At 35.0% G+C, this 18,297-nt stretch carries 22 protein-coding genes; 21 read left to right on the top strand and 1 reads right to left on the bottom strand.

Annotated elements, in window-relative coordinates; all coding sequences use genetic code 11:
• Positions 1–31: 31 nt before the first annotated feature.
• The 21 genes from BR65_RS03605 (at position 32) to BR65_RS03505 (ending at position 17,915) form a co-directional block, all read left to right on the top strand.
• Entirely contained in the window at positions 32–946 is a 915-nt protein-coding gene (locus BR65_RS03605; RefSeq protein WP_034536772.1) for a DUF975 family protein, read from the top strand.
• 275 nt (positions 947–1,221) lie between these two features.
• Entirely contained in the window at positions 1,222–2,379 is a 1,158-nt protein-coding gene (locus BR65_RS03600) for a hypothetical protein (RefSeq protein ID WP_034536771.1), read from the top strand.
• Positions 2,380–2,455: 76 nt separating this feature from the next.
• A complete protein-coding gene (locus BR65_RS03595; protein ID WP_081901347.1) occupies positions 2,456–3,136 on the top strand; it encodes a lipoprotein in 681 nt (226 codons plus the stop codon).
• 187 nt (positions 3,137–3,323) lie between these two features.
• Positions 3,324–3,878, top strand: a complete 555-nt coding sequence (locus tag BR65_RS03590; RefSeq protein WP_034536769.1) for a CDP-alcohol phosphatidyltransferase family protein — start codon at positions 3,324–3,326, stop codon at positions 3,876–3,878.
• Between the two features lie 21 nt (positions 3,879–3,899).
• Positions 3,900–4,577: a CBS domain-containing protein gene (locus BR65_RS03585; protein WP_034536768.1), complete on the top strand. Its 678-nt coding sequence runs from the start codon at positions 3,900–3,902 to the stop codon at positions 4,575–4,577.
• 32 nt (positions 4,578–4,609) lie between these two features.
• Positions 4,610–5,167: an AAA family ATPase gene (locus tag BR65_RS03580; protein WP_034536766.1), complete on the top strand. Its 558-nt coding sequence runs from the start codon at positions 4,610–4,612 to the stop codon at positions 5,165–5,167.
• 190 nt (positions 5,168–5,357) lie between these two features.
• Positions 5,358–5,924 (top strand): NADPH-dependent FMN reductase, encoded by a 567-nt coding sequence (locus BR65_RS03575; RefSeq protein WP_034536764.1) that lies wholly within the window; start codon positions 5,358–5,360, stop codon positions 5,922–5,924.
• 889 nt (positions 5,925–6,813) lie between these two features.
• Positions 6,814–7,251 carry a MarR family winged helix-turn-helix transcriptional regulator gene (locus tag BR65_RS03570; RefSeq protein ID WP_023178063.1) on the top strand — a complete coding sequence of 146 codons (438 nt, stop codon included), beginning with the start codon at positions 6,814–6,816 and terminating at the stop codon, positions 7,249–7,251.
• A gap of 154 nt (positions 7,252–7,405) precedes the next feature.
• The gene (locus BR65_RS03565; protein WP_023178061.1) at positions 7,406–7,750 is read left to right on the top strand and encodes a DUF2187 family protein; all 345 of its coding nucleotides are present in this window, start codon (positions 7,406–7,408) and stop codon (positions 7,748–7,750) included.
• Between the two features lie 275 nt (positions 7,751–8,025).
• Entirely contained in the window at positions 8,026–8,475 is a 450-nt protein-coding gene (gene fabT / locus BR65_RS03560; RefSeq protein ID WP_023178060.1) for a fatty acid biosynthesis transcriptional regulator FabT, read from the top strand.
• A gap of 17 nt (positions 8,476–8,492) precedes the next feature.
• Complete coding sequence (locus BR65_RS03555; protein ID WP_034536761.1) at positions 8,493–9,467, top strand: beta-ketoacyl-ACP synthase III; 975 nt, start codon at positions 8,493–8,495, stop codon at positions 9,465–9,467.
• A gap of 72 nt (positions 9,468–9,539) precedes the next feature.
• Positions 9,540–9,770 (top strand): acyl carrier protein, encoded by a 231-nt coding sequence (locus BR65_RS03550; RefSeq protein ID WP_034536759.1) that lies wholly within the window; start codon positions 9,540–9,542, stop codon positions 9,768–9,770.
• Between the two features lie 25 nt (positions 9,771–9,795).
• Positions 9,796–10,755 (top strand): enoyl-[acyl-carrier-protein] reductase FabK, encoded by a 960-nt coding sequence (fabK, locus tag BR65_RS03545; protein WP_034536756.1) that lies wholly within the window; start codon positions 9,796–9,798, stop codon positions 10,753–10,755.
• 158 nt (positions 10,756–10,913) lie between these two features.
• Complete coding sequence (gene fabD / locus BR65_RS03540) at positions 10,914–11,858, top strand: ACP S-malonyltransferase (protein ID WP_034536754.1); 945 nt, start codon at positions 10,914–10,916, stop codon at positions 11,856–11,858.
• Between the two features lie 21 nt (positions 11,859–11,879).
• The gene (gene fabG, locus BR65_RS03535; protein ID WP_034536751.1) at positions 11,880–12,617 is read left to right on the top strand and encodes a 3-oxoacyl-[acyl-carrier-protein] reductase; all 738 of its coding nucleotides are present in this window, start codon (positions 11,880–11,882) and stop codon (positions 12,615–12,617) included.
• A gap of 15 nt (positions 12,618–12,632) precedes the next feature.
• Positions 12,633–13,874: a beta-ketoacyl-ACP synthase II gene (gene fabF / locus BR65_RS03530; protein WP_023178054.1), complete on the top strand. Its 1,242-nt coding sequence runs from the start codon at positions 12,633–12,635 to the stop codon at positions 13,872–13,874.
• Positions 13,875–13,876: 2 nt separating this feature from the next.
• The gene (gene accB, locus BR65_RS03525; protein ID WP_023178053.1) at positions 13,877–14,365 is read left to right on the top strand and encodes an acetyl-CoA carboxylase biotin carboxyl carrier protein; all 489 of its coding nucleotides are present in this window, start codon (positions 13,877–13,879) and stop codon (positions 14,363–14,365) included.
• A gap of 21 nt (positions 14,366–14,386) precedes the next feature.
• Positions 14,387–14,809, top strand: a complete 423-nt coding sequence (gene fabZ, locus BR65_RS03520) for a 3-hydroxyacyl-ACP dehydratase FabZ (protein WP_176944148.1) — start codon at positions 14,387–14,389, stop codon at positions 14,807–14,809.
• Positions 14,810–14,813: 4 nt separating this feature from the next.
• Positions 14,814–16,181: an acetyl-CoA carboxylase biotin carboxylase subunit gene (locus BR65_RS03515; RefSeq protein WP_034536749.1), complete on the top strand. Its 1,368-nt coding sequence runs from the start codon at positions 14,814–14,816 to the stop codon at positions 16,179–16,181.
• A gap of 61 nt (positions 16,182–16,242) precedes the next feature.
• Positions 16,243–17,091: an acetyl-CoA carboxylase, carboxyltransferase subunit beta gene (gene accD, locus BR65_RS03510; protein WP_034536744.1), complete on the top strand. Its 849-nt coding sequence runs from the start codon at positions 16,243–16,245 to the stop codon at positions 17,089–17,091.
• A 53-nt stretch (positions 17,092–17,144) separates the two neighbouring features.
• Positions 17,145–17,915 carry an acetyl-CoA carboxylase carboxyl transferase subunit alpha gene (locus BR65_RS03505; protein ID WP_034538600.1) on the top strand — a complete coding sequence of 257 codons (771 nt, stop codon included), beginning with the start codon at positions 17,145–17,147 and terminating at the stop codon, positions 17,913–17,915.
• Between the two features lie 63 nt (positions 17,916–17,978).
• Here the strand turns inward: BR65_RS03505 and BR65_RS03500 are convergent, their stop codons facing one another.
• Positions 17,979–18,266: a hypothetical protein gene (locus tag BR65_RS03500; RefSeq protein WP_023178048.1), complete on the bottom strand. Its 288-nt coding sequence runs from the start codon at positions 18,264–18,266 to the stop codon at positions 17,979–17,981.
• Between the last annotated feature and the right edge of the window lie 31 nt (positions 18,267–18,297).

Below are 18,297 nucleotides of genomic sequence, written 5' to 3'. Positions count from 1 at the left end.
AAGGGTCAGGTTAAAAAAGGAGGAGTTTAGTATGAAGAGACGTGAAATAAAAAAAACAGCAAAAAAGCTGTTAAAAGGAAATTGGAAAGTTGCTATTTTAAATTTAATTATTATTTCTGTTTTAACAAGTGTCATTAGTCAAGGTATATTAACTGTAATAGGAGCAGGCAGCTCGTTTACAATGATTGAATCTGTTATAGAAGGAAATGTTTATGACTCAACAGTAATGGCAGAACCAACTATTACAGCCAGTTTATTATCCCTACTTATCAGTACCCTTGTAGGGTTAATTTCATCTTTGATGTATGCTGGGTATGCATGGAATATCTTAGATAGAATAGACGGTGCTAAACTATCTATTGAGGGAATGTTTCAAACATTTAGAAAAGAACGTATTTTTAAAACGATAGGCTTGATTATTGTTATGTCTATTTTAATCATGCTGTGGTCTTTATTATTTATTATACCAGGAATCATTAAAAGTTATAGTTATAGTCAAGCATTGAACATCATGAGAGACAACCCTACAATTAGCATCATGGATGCATTAGATCAAAGCCGCAAAATGATGAAAGGCAAAAAATGGTCGTTCTTTTTACTGCAGCTTTCATTTATTTGGCTGTATATTGTTCCATTTCTTGTATATGCATTAATCCTGTTTGGGAGTGTCCAAACGATTGAAGCTAGACTAGATGCTGGACCGAATGAAGGAATTGCCATTATTATTGGTTTTCTTTTATTGTTTTTAGTATTCGTATTTCTAGCTCTTGTACTGTCATTTTACATCGAACCTTATCGAAGAACAGCTCAACAAGTTTTTTATCGTACATTGACGGATGGAGATACCTTCGATCCTTTTCATCCTGACTATCATGAAAAGGACAATCAAGATGAAAAGTATAATGAAGATTACGAAGGCAGACAATTAGATGATGTTGACTTTTAATTATCTATAAAACTAAAGGATTAGAAAATAAAGGAGTTGAAGATAAACTCAGTTATTTTCTAATCTTTTTTTATAAAATAACCTATTCAAGGTATATCTTTTTGTGAATACAGGTTTATAGGATACAATAAAAGTAGCAATAATAAGTTATAAAGATGCAGTATAATTCTTTCTATATTTTTGAGTTAAAAATTTAAATGAAACGGAGGGTATGTGTTTTTAGCAAAAAGCTAGTTTATATTGATAATAAGTACTTAAGAAAGGAGTAGAGAAAGATGAAAAAGTTGGGCTTTCTACTCGTTTTTGTTGTTGTATTGGCAGGGTGTGATGTTGGACAATTAGCTGAAAAAATAACTGAAGGAATTACGTCTACTTCTGAAAGTGCTGGTTCCATTGTTTCTAGTGGAGAAGAATCAAGTGAACCTGAAAGTTCTATTGGAGAAAAAGAAACTTCTATATCCATACAATCGTCCTCAGAAGAAATGAAGGAGACTGTCTCGGATGAGCTGAAATTAGTCCCGCAAGCAGATGAGATTAAAAATGGGTTAACTATTGAAACAGACGCTACTCTGGCATTGCTAGATGATTATGTAAAACAAAATCCAGATATGGGTTACGAGGATGATGTAACCGTTATCTATACTGGGGAAACTTTTGGTGAATCTCCTAATCTTGCAGGTATATTTTTTATTATTAATCGAACAGATACCGCAATGAAAAATATTCGTTTTACGTATACCTTTGGAAAATCAGAAAATGAATTGGTTTTTGATGAACATGCATTTAAGTTGACCGAAGAAAGTTTTGGAATCTTAGAACCAAATGCAGTTATGCCGATGTATTTAGTGGTTGATTCTACTAAAGAAGATCTCTTGAAAAATATGGAATCTACTCAAGTGGTAGAAGAGATCAACTCATTTGATTACGAAGAGGCTAATAAATCTGAAACATCGATTTCTTCTGACACGTCTACAGAACAAAAGCAAACAGAGGGCGCTGATTTATCATTTGTTATTCCTAAAGAGAATGCTGATAAAGGTCAAACATTAGACAATAATCCATTAATGGCTCAATTTGAACAATTGGTTTCAGAAAATCCTGACATGGGATTTGATAACGATGTAACCGTGATGTATTCTGGCGTGTATGATGAAGTTGATGGGAATACATTGGCTTACTTCTTTGTTATAAATAAAACAGAATTAACGTTAAAAAATATACATTACAAATTAAATTACGGCAATAAAGATGGAGAAATGGTATGGGATCAAAATGAATCGTTAGTGGCAGAAGAAATCTTTGGTCCTTTAGAACCAAATGCTGTTCTTCCTCTCACGATGACTGTTCCAAAAGACAAAGTGGATCTATTCTTTTCAATTACAAATGAGAATTTATCTATTTGGTTAGATGATTTTACTTATGAGGAATTATAAGTAAAAATCTATAAGAGAAATAAAAAGGGCTTTATCTGATAATTAAGGATAAAAAAAGGGAAGGATGATGATTAAAATGAAGAAAATATTGACGCTTTTAGGAGCAGTTGTTGTATTGGCAGGTTGTGATTTGATGGGAGGAGAAAGTGAGACAAGTTCCTCTACTGAAGTGAGTTCAACTAGTGCATCAAGTGAAATGATGAGTTCAGAAATGTCTTCTGAGTCTTCAGAAGAGATGTCCTCTCAATCATCAAGTATTATGAGTACACAAGAAACAATTACAGATTCTAGCAACTCAGGTGCAACAACTACAGAAATGGATATTCCACTTGTACCGCAAAAAATGGAATTAGATCAAAATCTTACATTAGAAAATGATTCGGTATTGCAAGAAATAGAAATGAGAATGGCTGAATCAGAAGAAATCGGTATTGAAAATGATGTTGCCATTCACTTTACTGGTATGTATCTAGGTGAAACAGGTGCAATGCAAGCTATCTTTATTATCGTAAACAGAATGGATGTAGCAATGACTAATATTGATGTTACAATCAGTTTTAGCACTGTAAATGGTGACGTTATTTTAGACAAAGCTAAATACAACCTGACCGAAGAATCTTTTGGAATTCTAGAACCAGACACAGCAATGCCAATCTATTTGGATATCCCACCAGAAAATGAAGAAAATTTCTTCAGCACTTCAAACATGGAAGACTTGGTTTATACGATTGATGAATTCGATTTTGATGAGAAGTAAAATAGTTTTTTTAAATGGATAACAGATAAAAGACAATCTATTTGCCGCTGAATGAAAGCAGTAAATAGGTTGTCTTTTTTTACAAGAATGGTTTAAAATAATACATAAAAGTAGTCTAAGTAGTGGTAAGAATGATAGGATTAACTTAACCACTAGATAGATTCTTAGATGAGAGGTGTGAGGTTAATTGAAATTACGAGGTAAAGATTTTTTTACGCTCCCTAATATTTTATCTTATGTACGGTTGCTGCTCATTCCTGTTTTTATGGTCCACTACCTTACAGCAACTGATGAGAGAGATTATCTTATATCTGGTATGATTATTGTTTTTTCGGGATTAACAGATCTGTTGGACGGAATAATTGCGCGAAAATTTAATCAAATAACAGAAGTAGGAAAACTGCTTGATCCTATTGCTGATAAACTTACTCAAGTCGCTGTTATCATTTGTTTAATGTTTCGCTATGAAAAAATGTGGATCATTGTTACTCTTTTCGTAGCAAAAGAACTTTTCATGGCGATAAATGACATTCTTCTCTATCGACAAGGTAAAAAACTTGATGGAGCAAAATGGTTTGGCAAAATATCTACAGCTGCTTTTTATGCATGTATGACATTTATGGTGGCGTTTCCTTCAATTGGACAGCCTGCAGCCATTAGTTTAATGAGCATTACTGGCTTTTTCTTAACGTTATCCTTCGTATTATATGGACGTGAGTTCTTTAATATGTATCGAAAATAATGCTATTCAAAGGAGAGAACAATGAATAATGCAGAACGTTTTATAGCAAGTTTCAATAGGATTCATAACTATCTTAGTTTTTTAGATAATGAAGATGAACATAAAAAACCTTTCTATCGACTACTAGATGAAAATGAATACCGTAATCCAGCGGTAAAAAAATATAAAAATGATTTACAGATTTTTGCGGATCTTAGAAACGTTATGGTGCACAAGAAGTTAGTTCCTAATAACTATATTGCTGAACCGACAGATAAAGTAGTTAAACATATTGAGCAAATTGAAGAAGAACTAAAAAGCCCTGAAAAAGTTTATCCCTTATTCAAAAGAGATGTCATCCATTTCAATTCTAGCGATTTGTTTACTAACGTTCTAAAAACGATCAACGAAAAAAAATTCACCCACTTTCCTATTTATAAAAATAAAGGTCTCATAGGATTGCTAACGGAAAAAGGAATCGCTGTTTGGTTGGCAAATCATGTAAAAGATGAACCCCTTAATATGAAAAGTATTTTGATAGAAGAAATCGTAGCAGAAGATAAAAATAGAAATAATTATTTATTTATTAAGACAACTATGTCAGTTGAAGTTGCTGCAGATCTAATGAAAAATGATCGTCGGCTAGAAGCCTTATTCATTACAGAAAATGGTAAAGTAACTGAATCTCCTTTGGGAATTATCACACCTTCAGATTTATAATCAAATATAGAAATTAGTATGGGAGGAAATGTATGAAGTTTGTACTTATATTTGGCCCTCAAGCTGTTGGAAAAATGACTGTAGGTCAAGAATTAGAAAAAATATCTGGATTAAAACTTTTTCACAATCATATGACAATCGAATTGCTTGAGCCATTTTTTAATTTTAGTCCTAAGATGTGGGAGTTATCTGACTTATTTAGAATGGAAATTTTTAAAGCCATATCAGAGAGTGATCAAGAAGGAATAATATTTACGTATGTTTGGGCATTTGATCAACAAGCGGACTGGGATTTTGTAGATACTATCTGTGGAATTTTTGAATCTAAAGACGCAACGACTTATTTGGTCGAACTTGAAGCGGATGTTAGCGAAAGACTTGATCGAAATAAAAGTGCAAACCGTCTTAAACATAAACCGACGAAGAGAAACGTTGAATGGTCAGATAACGAACTGAAATCAACGATGAAAGAACACAGACTGAATTCCTTTGAAGGTGAAATAAAAAAAGAAAATTATACAAGAATAACAAATACCAATTTAAGTGCTGAAGAAACAGCAAAAATCATATCGAGTACATTTAATTTATAATAGAGTAAGGAAAGCTAGCGTACAAAAGGAAATGGAATGGATAGAAAACAAGGTTACGGTTAGAAATTGAATTAGTTGCAACCTGAAAATGTATGTACTATACTTATTTTAAGTCAGTTAATGGAACGGTTTCATTAGCTGCTCAATCATATATTCATATTTTTAGATAATCAGAAGGAGGAAGAAATACATGACAAAAATTGGAATAATTACAGGTAGTACACGTCCGGGACGTAACAGCTTGCAAGTAGCACAATGGGTAAAAGAGTTAGCGGATAAACGTGGAGACGCAGAATACGAAATTGTAGACATTGCAGAATACCATTTACCACTATACAATGAACCAATCTCAGCAGCATATAGTCAAAACTATGTTACCCCAGAGGCTATTCCTTGGTCTAAAAAAATAGCTGAGTTAGATGGCTATGTTTTTATTACTCCTGAATACAATCATGGTATAACTTCAGCTTTAAAAAATGCAATCGATTATCTTTATCCAGAATGGAATAATAAAGCAGCAGGTATCGTAAGTTATGGGTCATCAGGTGGTGTAAGAGCTGCTGAGGCTTTACGTGTAGTTTTAGCCGAATTGCAAGTTGCAGATGTCCGTACACACCCAGCAATGTCTTTATTTACAGATTTTGTGAATATGAATGAATTCAAACCAGCCGACTTACACGCAGCTACTGTAAGTACGTTGTTAGATCAAGTTGTTGCATGGTCGACAACATTACAACCATTAAGAAATAAGGGTTAAACTAAAAATTAAATTAACTTATGAGACAACATATTTCCAATCTTTAAAATTGAAATTTTAGCGATTTGTTGTTATTATAATGGTGTAAAGAAGGACAAGGTACAATGTCTTCTTTGCTAGAGTCAGTGTAACAATCGACTCTAAAGTTAATAGTAGTTTTAGTACTATTAACTCAACTTCATAGCGTGGCTAAGTTCCTGAAAATAGAATAAGTCAAGATTGAAGTATCCAAAACCCACATGATGGAAAAAGAATTCATGTGCAAAATGACAATCTAGTAAATCAAGAGATTAGAAAAAAGTGTTAGAATAAAGGAACATCATAAAGGAACTAGCTACAAAATGAGGAAGAGGGTCTCTGTTTATTGAGAGACTCTCTTTTTTGTTTTAGTAGAGTGAATTAAGCTAATTCTATTGACTTGTTAACGCTTGCATGATATATTTACAGTGTAAAGAGAACATGCAAAGAAAGAGAGCATGGTGCTCTTTTAGGAAGCTAGTGAAAGTAGCTTTCAGGACGGTAGCCGAGTAAAGCTACTTTGTCCAAGTTCATTCATTTAGTTGATTGTTAAAGTATTGCCCATCAAAAAGAAAATCAATCAGATTTACTAAATGTTTGAACCTATCCAGTAAGCATGTTGTTCTAATGAGCAAATCGAAATGATCGGCCTAGATAGAAGCTGATATCAAAGATTTATTAGAACCATGCTGTAAGATTAAAGAAAAACGTTCTGATTAAGAGAACGTTTTTCTTTTTTTTGCAGGAATATTTATCTCTGAATATTGACAGTTACCTGCTCTTAATGGTATATTTCTCTCGAAATAAGAATATTAGTTTTAAAAGTAAATTAAGGATAATTTAGAAGTAAATAGGAAAGGTGATAAATACAATGACGGATTCAACTAAAGCATTAAAAACTTTGACGGTATTATTAAAATCTTCTTCAAGTGTCCAAGATGTTGTGAAAAAAGACATGATAAAATATGGTCTAAATTCAACAGAGTTTTCAGTTTTAGAACTTTTATACAATAAAGGCGATCAACCTATCCAATATATTGGTAAGAAAATTTTATTAGCCAGCAGCAGTATTACGTATGTCGTAGATAAATTGGAAAAAAAGGGGTTCATAAAACGTTGCCCTTCAGCTACGGATAGACGTGTAACCAATATTTCCATCTCTGAAAAAGGGACAGCATTTATGCAAGAAGCTTTTCCAAAACATGAACTATTGATTTCAGAGTTGTTCAATGTCCTTAATCAAGAAGAAATGACTACATTAACAGAATTATTAAAAAAAGTAGGGTATCATGCTAGTTCATTTAACTAATTAGAGACATGCACACATTCCAGAAGTATAAGCTATGTATGTGTTCTGTTTTTCTTGTGCTTCATTTTATTGCCAAAATGTGGTACAATGGTCTTTAGTAAAAGAATTCACTGGAATACGCTCAAATAAGAACCAAAGAAATGAGGGGATTTACATGGGGAAAATCATTACCGAAGAAATTCAATCTTTAGTGGAGGTTGAACTTCGAAAAGGTGCCAGCAAATCAAGAATTGCGACCCTTTTAGGCGTACCATATGACGAAGCAATCGTCATTATTGACGAAATAAAAGCTTCATTTAGACCAGATGTAGGAGATAGAATTATTTTTTCATTCCGAGACGAAAAAATGGCTGGAACGATTATCAAGTTATTGAATAATAGTGCAGTTGTAGAAATCTATTGGGATAAGTCTTCTGACAAAATGAAAGACATAATGGAAAGTAAAACTATAGTTAACTTTAAAGATATAGAAGAATTTATATCTGCTGAAGCTGACTAATAGAAAATATAAAAAGAGAGTTGAGACATAAAAGTGTCTTAACTCTTTTTTTATACAAAAAAAGAAAACGTTTTCTAATTAAGAGTTACTTTGATAATCAAAATATTTTTTTGCATTGAAAAGACTGATATAAAAGGATTATTATAAAAAAATCAAAAAACAGTGCATATTTTTTCTTGACACTTCCTATAAAAAATAATATAGTTTGATGGTCAAACAATTTGATTATCAAACTAATTAGTTGTTTGTTAATTTGAAAGAACGGAGGAGTTGATGTGGACGAATTAATTCCTGAAATTAATTCTTACTTAGTAACGATATTTAATGAAATTATGACAATTGAAGAAGGTGCTCTTCAAAGCAGCACATTTAAAGATATCTCAATAAAAGAAATGCATACGATTGAAGCTATTGGAATGTATGGAGTTCATACGACAACGGAAGTTTCAAAAAAACTTTCGGTGACTGTAGGAACATTAACGGTTTCTGTTAATAATTTAGTCAAAAAAGGTTATGTTGAACGTATTCGTAACGATGATGATCGTCGAGTAGTTAAGTTAGGATTAACGAAAAAAGGTCGATTATTGTATCGTCTCCATAATAAATTTCACCGAGACATGGTTAAAGAAACACTTGAGGGATTAAATAAAGAAGAAGCAGAAATGCTGATCAAAGGGTTACAAAATTTACATGTTTTCTTGGACCGCACGAAAAATAACTTATAAGAACAGGGTTGGATACAATGAAAGCTAAAATTATGGGTGCTGGAAGTTATACTCCATCAAAAAAAGTTTCCAACGCTATGTTAGAGAAAATGATGGATACTAATGATGAATGGATCAGAACACGTACCGGTATAAAAACACGACACATTAGTGAAGGTGAAAACACCTCCGTTTTATGTGGCAAAGCTGCACTAGATATTCTTGAAAAGGCTGGGATTTCTGCTAAAGAAATTGATTTCATCATTGTTGCTACAATGACCCCAGATGGATTAAGTCCTTCAACGGCTTGTTTAGTTCAAGACTATATCGGAGCAAATCCTGTAATGGCTTTTGATGTAAATGCAGCATGTTCTGGTTTCATTTATGCATTATCGATTGCGGAAAAATTAATCCAAAGCGGTTCGTTTAACTATGGATTAGTTCTTGGCGGAGAGGTCATGTCAAAAATCATTGATTGGCAAGATCGTAGTACTGCTGTTTTGTTTGGTGATGGAGCTGGCGGTGTCTTGCTAGGTGCATCAGAAACTGAAAGCAGCTTTTTAGGAGAAGATATCCATTCTGACGGAAGTCGTGGAGAATCGCTTACAGCTGGCAGCCGATTCGTTTCAAATTTTCAAATAGAAAATGAAATGAAAGATAGTTATCTACAAATGGATGGAAGGTCAATTTTTGATTTTGGCATTCGTAGTGTCCCTGAAAGCATTCGAACAGTTATAGCATCTTCAAACAGCACGTTAGAAGAAATTGACTGTATCGTCGCACATCAAGCCAATTACCGTATATTAAAGGCAATTGCAAAAAAACTGAAAATTCCAGTTGAAAAATTTGCAACCAATATTGCCGAATACGGAAACACTTCTGCTGCCAGTATTCCGATTTTGTTAGATGAACTTTTAACAAACGGAGAGTTAGTTTTAGGCAGCAAGAAAAAAATCGTTCTAACTGGATTTGGTGGAGGACTCACATGGGGCTCCATGCTTATTCAACTTTAAAGAGGTTATACCAGCTTCGCTTAGGCTTAAAAAAATAAGCAAAAAAAACAACTATAATGGAGGAAATACAAAATGACATTCGAAAAAATTCAAGCAATTATCGTGGAACAATTAGACAAAGAGGAAGAAGAAGTACAATTAGAAACAAACTTCCGTGAAGATCTAGAAGCAGACAGCTTAGACTTATTCCAAATCATCAATGATATTGAAGACGAATTTGATATTAAAATTGAATCTGAAGAAGGTTTAACAACTGTTCAAGATATCGTAACTTTTGTTGAAGTTGAATTAGCTAAAAAATAAGCACTCATAAGAAAGCAGGTACTGTATGCAGTCTGAATTAATTAAAAAACTTGGAATCAAATACCCAATTATACAAGGCGCAATGTCTTGGGTTGCTAATCCTAGTTTAGTGAGTGCAGTTTCAAATGCTGGCGGTCTAGGAATATTAGCTTGTGGATATGCTTCAAGTGAAATTGTGCGAGAACTGATTAGAGAAACGAAAAGTTTAACAGATAAACCTTTCGGTATCAACGTTCTATTAACATCTCCTAACGTAGATGATGTTGTAAAAGTTGTCTGTGAAGAAAAAGTAAAAGTAGTAACTACTGGTGCGGGTAGTCCAGGAAGATACATGAATCAATTTAAAAGTGTCGGTACAGTCGTTATTCCAGTTGTGGCTTCAGTAGCATTAGCTCGAAGAATGGAAAATGAAGGCGCAGATGCGATTATTTGTGAAGGTATGGAAGCTGGAGGACACATCGGAAAAACGACCACTATGAACTTAGTGCCGCAAGTTGTCGATGCTGTTTCTGTTCCCGTTATTGCTGCAGGAGGTATTGCTGATGGACGTGGTGTTGCAGCTGCGTTTATGTTAGGCGCTTCAGCTGTCCAATTAGGAACACGTTTTGTTGTTGCACACGAAAGTACTGTTCATCAAAATTTCAAAGATGCCATATTAAAAGCAAAAGATATTGATACTGTAGTTACTGGTCAGATTACTGGTCATCCAGTACGTGTCCTACGTAACAAACTAACTCGTCAATACTTAAAAGTTGAAAAAGACATCACAAGTGACGAAAACCCAGATTTTAATCGTTTAGAAGAACTTGGAAAAGGTGCTTTGAGACGAGCTGTCATAGATGGCGATAAAGAAACTGGATCATTTATGTCTGGCCAAAGTGCCGGTTTAGTTTATAAAGAACAAAGTTGTCATGAGATCATCCAAGAATTAATGCATGAATACAAAGAAGTAATTACAGAACAAGCCAACCTAATGTCAAAATAAGGTGAACTTAAGTGAAAAATAACTAGAAAGCTAAAAGGAGTTCTTTTTGCTTCAAATGGTTTTCTAGTTATTTTTTCGATTATTTCTCTTATTTATGTTTATTAAATGGATGGTTTTTTTAATAGCCATATTACCGGTATAAAGGAGATTGAATGTGTATGAAAATAGCCTTTGTGTATAGTGGACAAGGAGCTCAATACTTTGGTATGGGACAAGAACTGTATGAAAATTACAGTGTGGTCCGAGACATTTTTAATCAAGCTGGTGAGTCTCTAGATTTAGATATGACTAAACTATGTTTTGAAGAAAATGACTTATTGCATCAAACAACCTACACTCAGCCTGCTATCTTAACGGTTAGCCTAGCTATTGATGTATTGCTAAAAGAAAAAGGGATTCAACCTGATATTGTAGCTGGTTTGAGCTTAGGTGAATACAGTGCATTTGTTAAAGCTGATGTTCTTTCTTTTAAAGATGCGGTTAGATTAGTTAAAAAACGCGGACAGTACATGACAGATGCTGTTCCTTTAGGTGAAGGCGCTATGAGTGCGGTAATGGGATTAGATCGTCAAACAATTAAAGCAGCATGTGATGAAGCTAGTGTATTAGGTGTCGTTTCTCCAGCTAATTATAATATGCCTGGACAGATTGCAATCGCAGGTGTCAAAGAGGCTGTTGAAAAAGCAGGAGAGCTTTTACTCGAAAGAGGAGCTAAAAGAGTTGTTCCATTGCAAGTTAGTGGACCGTTTCATACACAGTTATTAGAACCTGCTTCTCTTCAATTAGAAGAAGCACTGAAATTTGTTTCTGTTAATGAACCTTCATTACCAGTTGTGAGCAACACAATTGCAGAGGTGTTCAAAGACAAAGAACAGATCAAAAATATGATGGTCAAACAAGTGATGTCTCCCGTGTATTGGGAAGACAGTGTACGAACAATGGTTGATTTAGGTGTGGATACATTTATTGAAGTTGGTCCTGGAAAGACATTAAGTAGTTTTATCAAAAAAATCGATAAAACAGTTACCACTTTAAATGTTGAAAATGAAAAAACTTTAAAAAAAACATTAAAAAAACTGGCAGAGCTAAAAGCTTTAGCCTAATACATTAAAAGGAATGAGCACATGACTTTAAAAAATCAAACGGTTATTGTCACAGGGAGTTCAAGAGGTATTGGAAAAGCGGTTGCTGTAGAATTTGCAAAAGCTGGTGCGAATATCATTTTAAATGCTCGTAAACCTTTTTCAGATGAGCTTATTAGTGAATTAGAAGGTTACGGAGTTAAAACGCACACTATTTTAGGCGATGTTAGTGATTTTGACTTTGCCAAACAATTGATCGAAGAATCAAAAGAAGTTTTTGGAAGCGTCGATATCTTAGTGAACAATGCCGGTATCACAAATGACATGCTTTTAATGCGGATGTCGGAAGAAGACTTTGATCAAACGATTTCAGTTAATCTAAAAGGAACCTTTAATACGACCCGTCATGCATCTAAAGTTATGTTAAAACAAAAAAGTGGCACTATTATTAATATGGCCAGTGTGGTCGGTCTTGTTGGAAACGTCGGACAAGCCAACTATGCAGCTAGTAAGGCTGGTGTTGTTGGGTTAACAAAATCCGCAGCTAGAGAATTAGCTGCTAGAGGTATAACAGTCAATGCGATTGCTCCAGGATTTATCGATACAGAAATGACAGATGTGTTATCTGATAAGATGAAAGAACAAGCGGTTAGTCAGATACCTTTGAAACATTTAGGTAACGTAGAAGATGTTGCAAGAGCAGCAGTTTTCTTAAGCGAAAATAAATACATTACAGGTCAAGTCATCAATGTAGATGGCGGAATGGTTATGAATGGTTAAAAAGGAGGAAAAACAATGACGAATCGTGTAGTTATTACTGGAATGGGTGCAGTTACGCCTTTAGGAAATACAGTAGACGAATTTTGGGATGGGCTTAAAGCTGGAAAAAACGGTATTGCTCCTATTACAAAATTTGATGCAACTGAAACTGGCATTACTGTTGCTGGTGAATTGAAAGATTTTGATGCAACAAACTATATGCAACGTAAAATTTCAAAACGAATGGACGAATTTTCAAGATATGGTGTTGCAGCAGCTGTTCAAGCTGTAGAAGAAAGCGGCATTGATCGTGAAAAAACAGACATGAACCGTTTTGGTGTCATCGTTGGTTCTGGTATTGGTGGATTGAATGCTATGCAAGAACAAATCATTAAGATGAACACAAAAGGACCTCAACGTGTAGCACCTTTCTTCGTGCCAATGGCGATCGGAAATATGGCCGCTGGAAATATTTCAATTGCGATTGGAACTAAAGGGATCAATACGTCTATCGTAACAGCTTGTGCTTCTGGAAATAATTCTATTGGTGAAGCATACCGTAACATCAAACATGGATATTCAGATGTGATTCTTGCTGGAGGAGCAGAAGGTACGATCAATGAGATCGGTATTTCTGGTTTTGCTGCATTAACGGCTCTATCAACGAGTACAGATCCTGACCGTGCTTCAATTCCTTTCGACAAAGAACGTACTGGTTTTGTTATGGGTGAAGGCGCAGCTGTCTTAATGCTTGAAAGTCTAGACCATGCATTAGAACGTGGAGCAACAATCTACGCTGAAATAGTTGGTTACGGTTCTACAGGTGACGGTTATCATATGACTGCGCCAACACCAGATGGTAGTGGGGCAGGTCGTGCAATGCAAGACGCAATGGCTGAAGCTGGTATAACACCTGCTGATGTGGGCTATATCAATGCTCATGGAACAAGTACTGGAGCAAACGATTCTGCTGAAACAATGGCAATTAAATATGCATTTGGTGATGAAGCTAAAAACGTTGCGATTTCAAGTACGAAAAGTATGACAGGACACTTATTAGGTGCTGCAGGAGCAATTGAAGCAGTAGCATGTGTGAAAGCTCTTCAAGACGGATTTTTACCACCTACTATTGGCCTTCAAGTACCGGATGAAGCGTGCGATTTAGATTACATTCCAAATGTTGGACGTAAAGCAGATATTAAATACACACTAAACAATTCTTTAGGTTTTGGCGGACACAATGCCGTAACCTGCTTTAAGAAATGGGAGGGTCAGTAATAATGGATTTCAATCAAGTTAAGGAAATTCTAGATCTAGTAAATAAATCAGAATTAACTGAATTCGATTTGCAAATGGATAATGTTAATTTACGAATGAGTAAAAATACATCTAGCCAACAAATCAGCAATCAAACTGTTCTTACTGATTCAGATACAAGATTTAACGAACCTGTTCGTAAAGAGAATCTACAAACTTCTTCTCCTGTTTTCGAAGAAATTTCCAATTCAGCTCCAATTGCTGAAACTGTTGCCGATGGTGCATTAGTTCACTCTCCAATTGTGGGAGTAATCTACACTTCGCCTTCACCAGATCAACCTGCCTTCAAAAAAGTTGGCGATAAAGTAACGGTTGGAGAAACACTTTGTATTGTAGAAGCCATGAAATTGATGAATGAAATTAAAAGTGAAGTAGATGGAACGATTACTGAAATACTAATAGAAGATGAACAAGTCGTTGAATTTAATCAACCGTTGTTCAGAATTGCCTAGGAGGAAACACCAATGACAAAAATGAATATTAAAGAAATTCAAGAATTGATCCCGAATCGCTACCCAATCTACTTTATTGATCGTGTAGACGAAATGATTCCTGGTGAACATGTTGTAGCACTTAAAAATGTAACAATCAACGAAGAAGTATTCCAAGGTCACTTCCCAGGAGAACCCGTATTGCCCGGAGTATACATTCTAGAGGCTTTAGCTCAAGCAGGATCGATTCCTTTATTGACGCTAGACCGTTTTAAAGGGCAAACAGCTTATTTAGGTGGAATGAATAAGGTGAAATTCCGTAAAAAAGTTGTTCCTGGTGACCAATTAATGTTACAAGTTGATATTGTTAAATTAAAAGATTATGCTGGTATCGGAAAAGGCGTAGCTTACGTAGATGGAAAAAAAGTTTGTGAAGCTGAATTAACTTTCATCATTGGTAGATAAGCCTATGTTTAATAAGATATTAATTGCCAATCGAGGAGAAATCGCTGTTCGCATTATTCGAGCTTGTCGTGAGATGGGAATCAAAACAGTTGCTGTTTATTCTGAAGCGGATCGTGATGCGTTGCATATGCAATTAGCTGATGAGGCCATTTGTATTGGCCCGGCAAAAGCTACAGATTCTTATTTGAATATGCAAAGTATTTTAAGTGCAGCCGTTGTGACGAATGCACAAGCTATTCACCCAGGTTTTGGTTTCTTATCTGAAAATAGTACGTTTGCCACTATGTGTAAAGAAATGAATGTTACTTTCATAGGACCAGATGCGGATACTATTGATCAAATGGGAAATAAAGCGAATGCACGTGCTCTTATGATTGAAGCAAACGTACCAGTTATTCCGGGAAGTGAAGGCTTTATTACCGATACTAATGAAGCTAAACAACTGGCAGATAAATTAGGTTATCCAGTCATGGTTAAAGCCTCAGCTGGCGGAGGCGGAAAAGGAATGCGAAAAGTTCTTAAAAGCGACGATTTAGTTGCTGCATTCAACAGCGCCAAAAGTGAAGCTAAAGCGGCTTTTGGCGATGACCAAATGTATATGGAAAAAATCATTGAACATGCACGACACATTGAAGTACAATTACTAGGTGATCACTATGGAAATGTTATCCATTTGGGAGAACGTGATTGTTCTTTACAACGAAATAACCAAAAAGTTATTGAAGAATCTCCTTCTGTTGCCATCAATGAAGAACAACGCAAAGCGCTTGGAGAAACAGCCGTACGTGCAGCAAAGTATGTTGGATATAAAAATGCAGGTACGATTGAATTTTTATTGGATCAAAATGGACAGTTTTATTTTATGGAAATGAATACGCGTATTCAAGTTGAACATCCAGTAACGGAGATGGCTACGGAGTTTGATATCGTAAAAGAACAATTGTTAATTGCAAGTGGAGAAAAGTTATCTATTAAACAAAGTGATGTTCGTTTAACTGGACACACGATCGAATGCCGAATAAACGCTGAAAATCCTGCTTTTAATTTTGCGCCTTCACCTGGAACCATTAATTATTTATTGATGCCTAGCGGAGGAAATGGATTACGAGTAGATAGTGCGATGTTTGCTGGAGCGGATATTCCGCCTTATTATGATGCGATGATTGCGAAGATTATTACAAAAGGCGCTAATCGTGCTGAAGCAATCGCTAAAATGCAGCGTGCTTTAGGTGAAATGGTTATTGATGGTATCATTAGCAATCAATTTTTCCAAGAAGATTTATTAATGGATAAACGATTTGTTAATGGTGAATACGATACAAGCTTTTTACAAGATGTTTTTCTTAAAGAATGGAAACCACGTGTTGAATAAGTTTGTTTTGGATTAACAAAAACATCTCACTAAAAAAGCCGCAAATAAAAGAGGTGACAAGGTGCAGTTATTTAAAAAAAGAGCGTATATACCCATTACCAAACACACACATATTAATGAAGAAAATGATGCCCCTATGGTACCAGATGGCATGTTTGCACAATGTCCAAGTTGTAAAAAGGCTATTTATACCAAAGATTTAGGAGCGGAAAAAATCTGTCCTCAATGCGGCTATTCATTTAGAATACGGGCACAAAAGCGGATTGAATTAACGGTTGATGAAGGCAGCTTTGAAGAATGGAATCAAGATATTCCTTTTGAAAATCCTTTGAACTTTCCAGATTATGATAAAAAAATAGAACAAGCTAAGAAGAAAACAAACCTTCATGAAGCTGTTTTAACTGGAAAAGGATTAATTGATGGACTAGAAACAGCTATTTGTGTGATGGACTCTCATTTTATTATGGGAAGCATGGGAAAAGTAGTCGGTGAAAAAATTACCAGAACATTTGAAAAAGCAATTGAAGAAAAACTACCTGTCATTATTTTTACTGCCTCAGGTGGAGCTCGCATGCATGAAAGTATTTTATCGCTTATGCAAATGGCTAAAATCAGTGGAGCTGTTGCTCGTCATAGTGACGCTGGTCTATTGTACATTACCGTATTAACCGATCCAACAACTGGTGGTGTAACAGCCAGTTTTGCCATGCAAGGGGATATTATCTTATCTGAACCTCAAGCTTTAGTTGGATTTGCAGGCAGACGGGTTATCGAACAAACTATTAATGAAAAGTTGCCTGATGATTTTCAACTTGCTGAGTCTGTTTTAGAAAATGGATTTATCGATAAGATCGTTTCAAGAAAAGAATTGAAACAGACACTGAGTCATATCTTACGCATTCATCAGTAAAAAACAGGCAGGTAAGTATTTTTATAAAGAAGGTGAACAAGTTGAAAGAAGCTATGGAAATCGTTGCTTTATCAAGAAAAACATCACGATTATCAACTTTAGAAATAATGGAATCTGTTTTTGACGGTTTTATTGAATTCCATGGCGATCGATCTTTTCATGATGACAAAGCTATTGTAGGTGGAATAGCAACCTTAAATGGACAACCTGTAACGGTTATAGGGAATCAAAAAGGACACGAAGTACAAGAAAATGTTCTTCGTAATTTTGGTTCTCCTCATCCAGAAGGGTACCGAAAAGCATTGCGTTTAATGAAACAAGCAGAAAAATTTCATAGGCCTGTAATAACCTTTGTCAATACTTCTGGTGCTTATTGTGGCGTAGAGGCTGAAAATAGAGGACAAGGTGAAGCTATTGCACGCAACCTAATAGAAATGAGCAAGTTAAAAGTACCTATTCTTTCTATCATTATAGGAGAAGGCGGTAGTGGTGGAGCATTAGCTTTAGCTATGGGAAACCAAGTCTGGATGATGGAACACACCATGTATTCTGTTCTTTCACCTGAAGGTTTTTCTTCTATTTTGTGGAAAGATGCTTCGAGAGCGAAAGAAGCCGCAGAACTGATGAAATTAACTGCGCAAGATTTATTTGGGCTTGATGTGATTGATTACATCCTACCAGAAACAAATTCAGAAGGATTACTCTCTCATGAGCACATCTTGGAAGAGTTGAAAAAAAATATCGGTTCGACAATAAAAGAACTCTCAAAAAAAACACCTGAACAACTTGTTGAAGAACGCTATCAACGCTTTAGAAAATTCTAAATGTTATTAAAAAAGATAGAAAAGCAGCTAGATTTTTTACATCTAAAGCTTTCCTATCTTTTTTTATTCAGGTAAATTGATTTCAGGTATCTTAACTGTAGAAGATTGATAAAGATATTTGCTGTCATTTGTTTCAATTAAAATATTATAGCGATGTTCATCTAAAAGTAGCGCTCCTAACATTTCTCTAGAATAGATCCGGCCCAATGGAAATTTGTCCGGCAAAGCGGCAGTTACTTTTTTTAATTCATAGAAACCATTGGCTATAGTTTCCACAAAAATAATATTTGCTATAGATTGTAATTCAGTTTGTTCTTCAGTTGTAAGATCTTTTACATAACCTTGGTTCATTACGGATCCTCCTTAAATAGTCAACGATTGT

Source organism: Carnobacterium inhibens subsp. inhibens DSM 13024, assembly GCF_000746825.1.
Lineage (GTDB): Bacteria > Bacillota > Bacilli > Lactobacillales > Carnobacteriaceae > Carnobacterium_B > Carnobacterium_B inhibens.
This window is presented reverse-complemented; position numbering and strand designations above follow the sequence as displayed.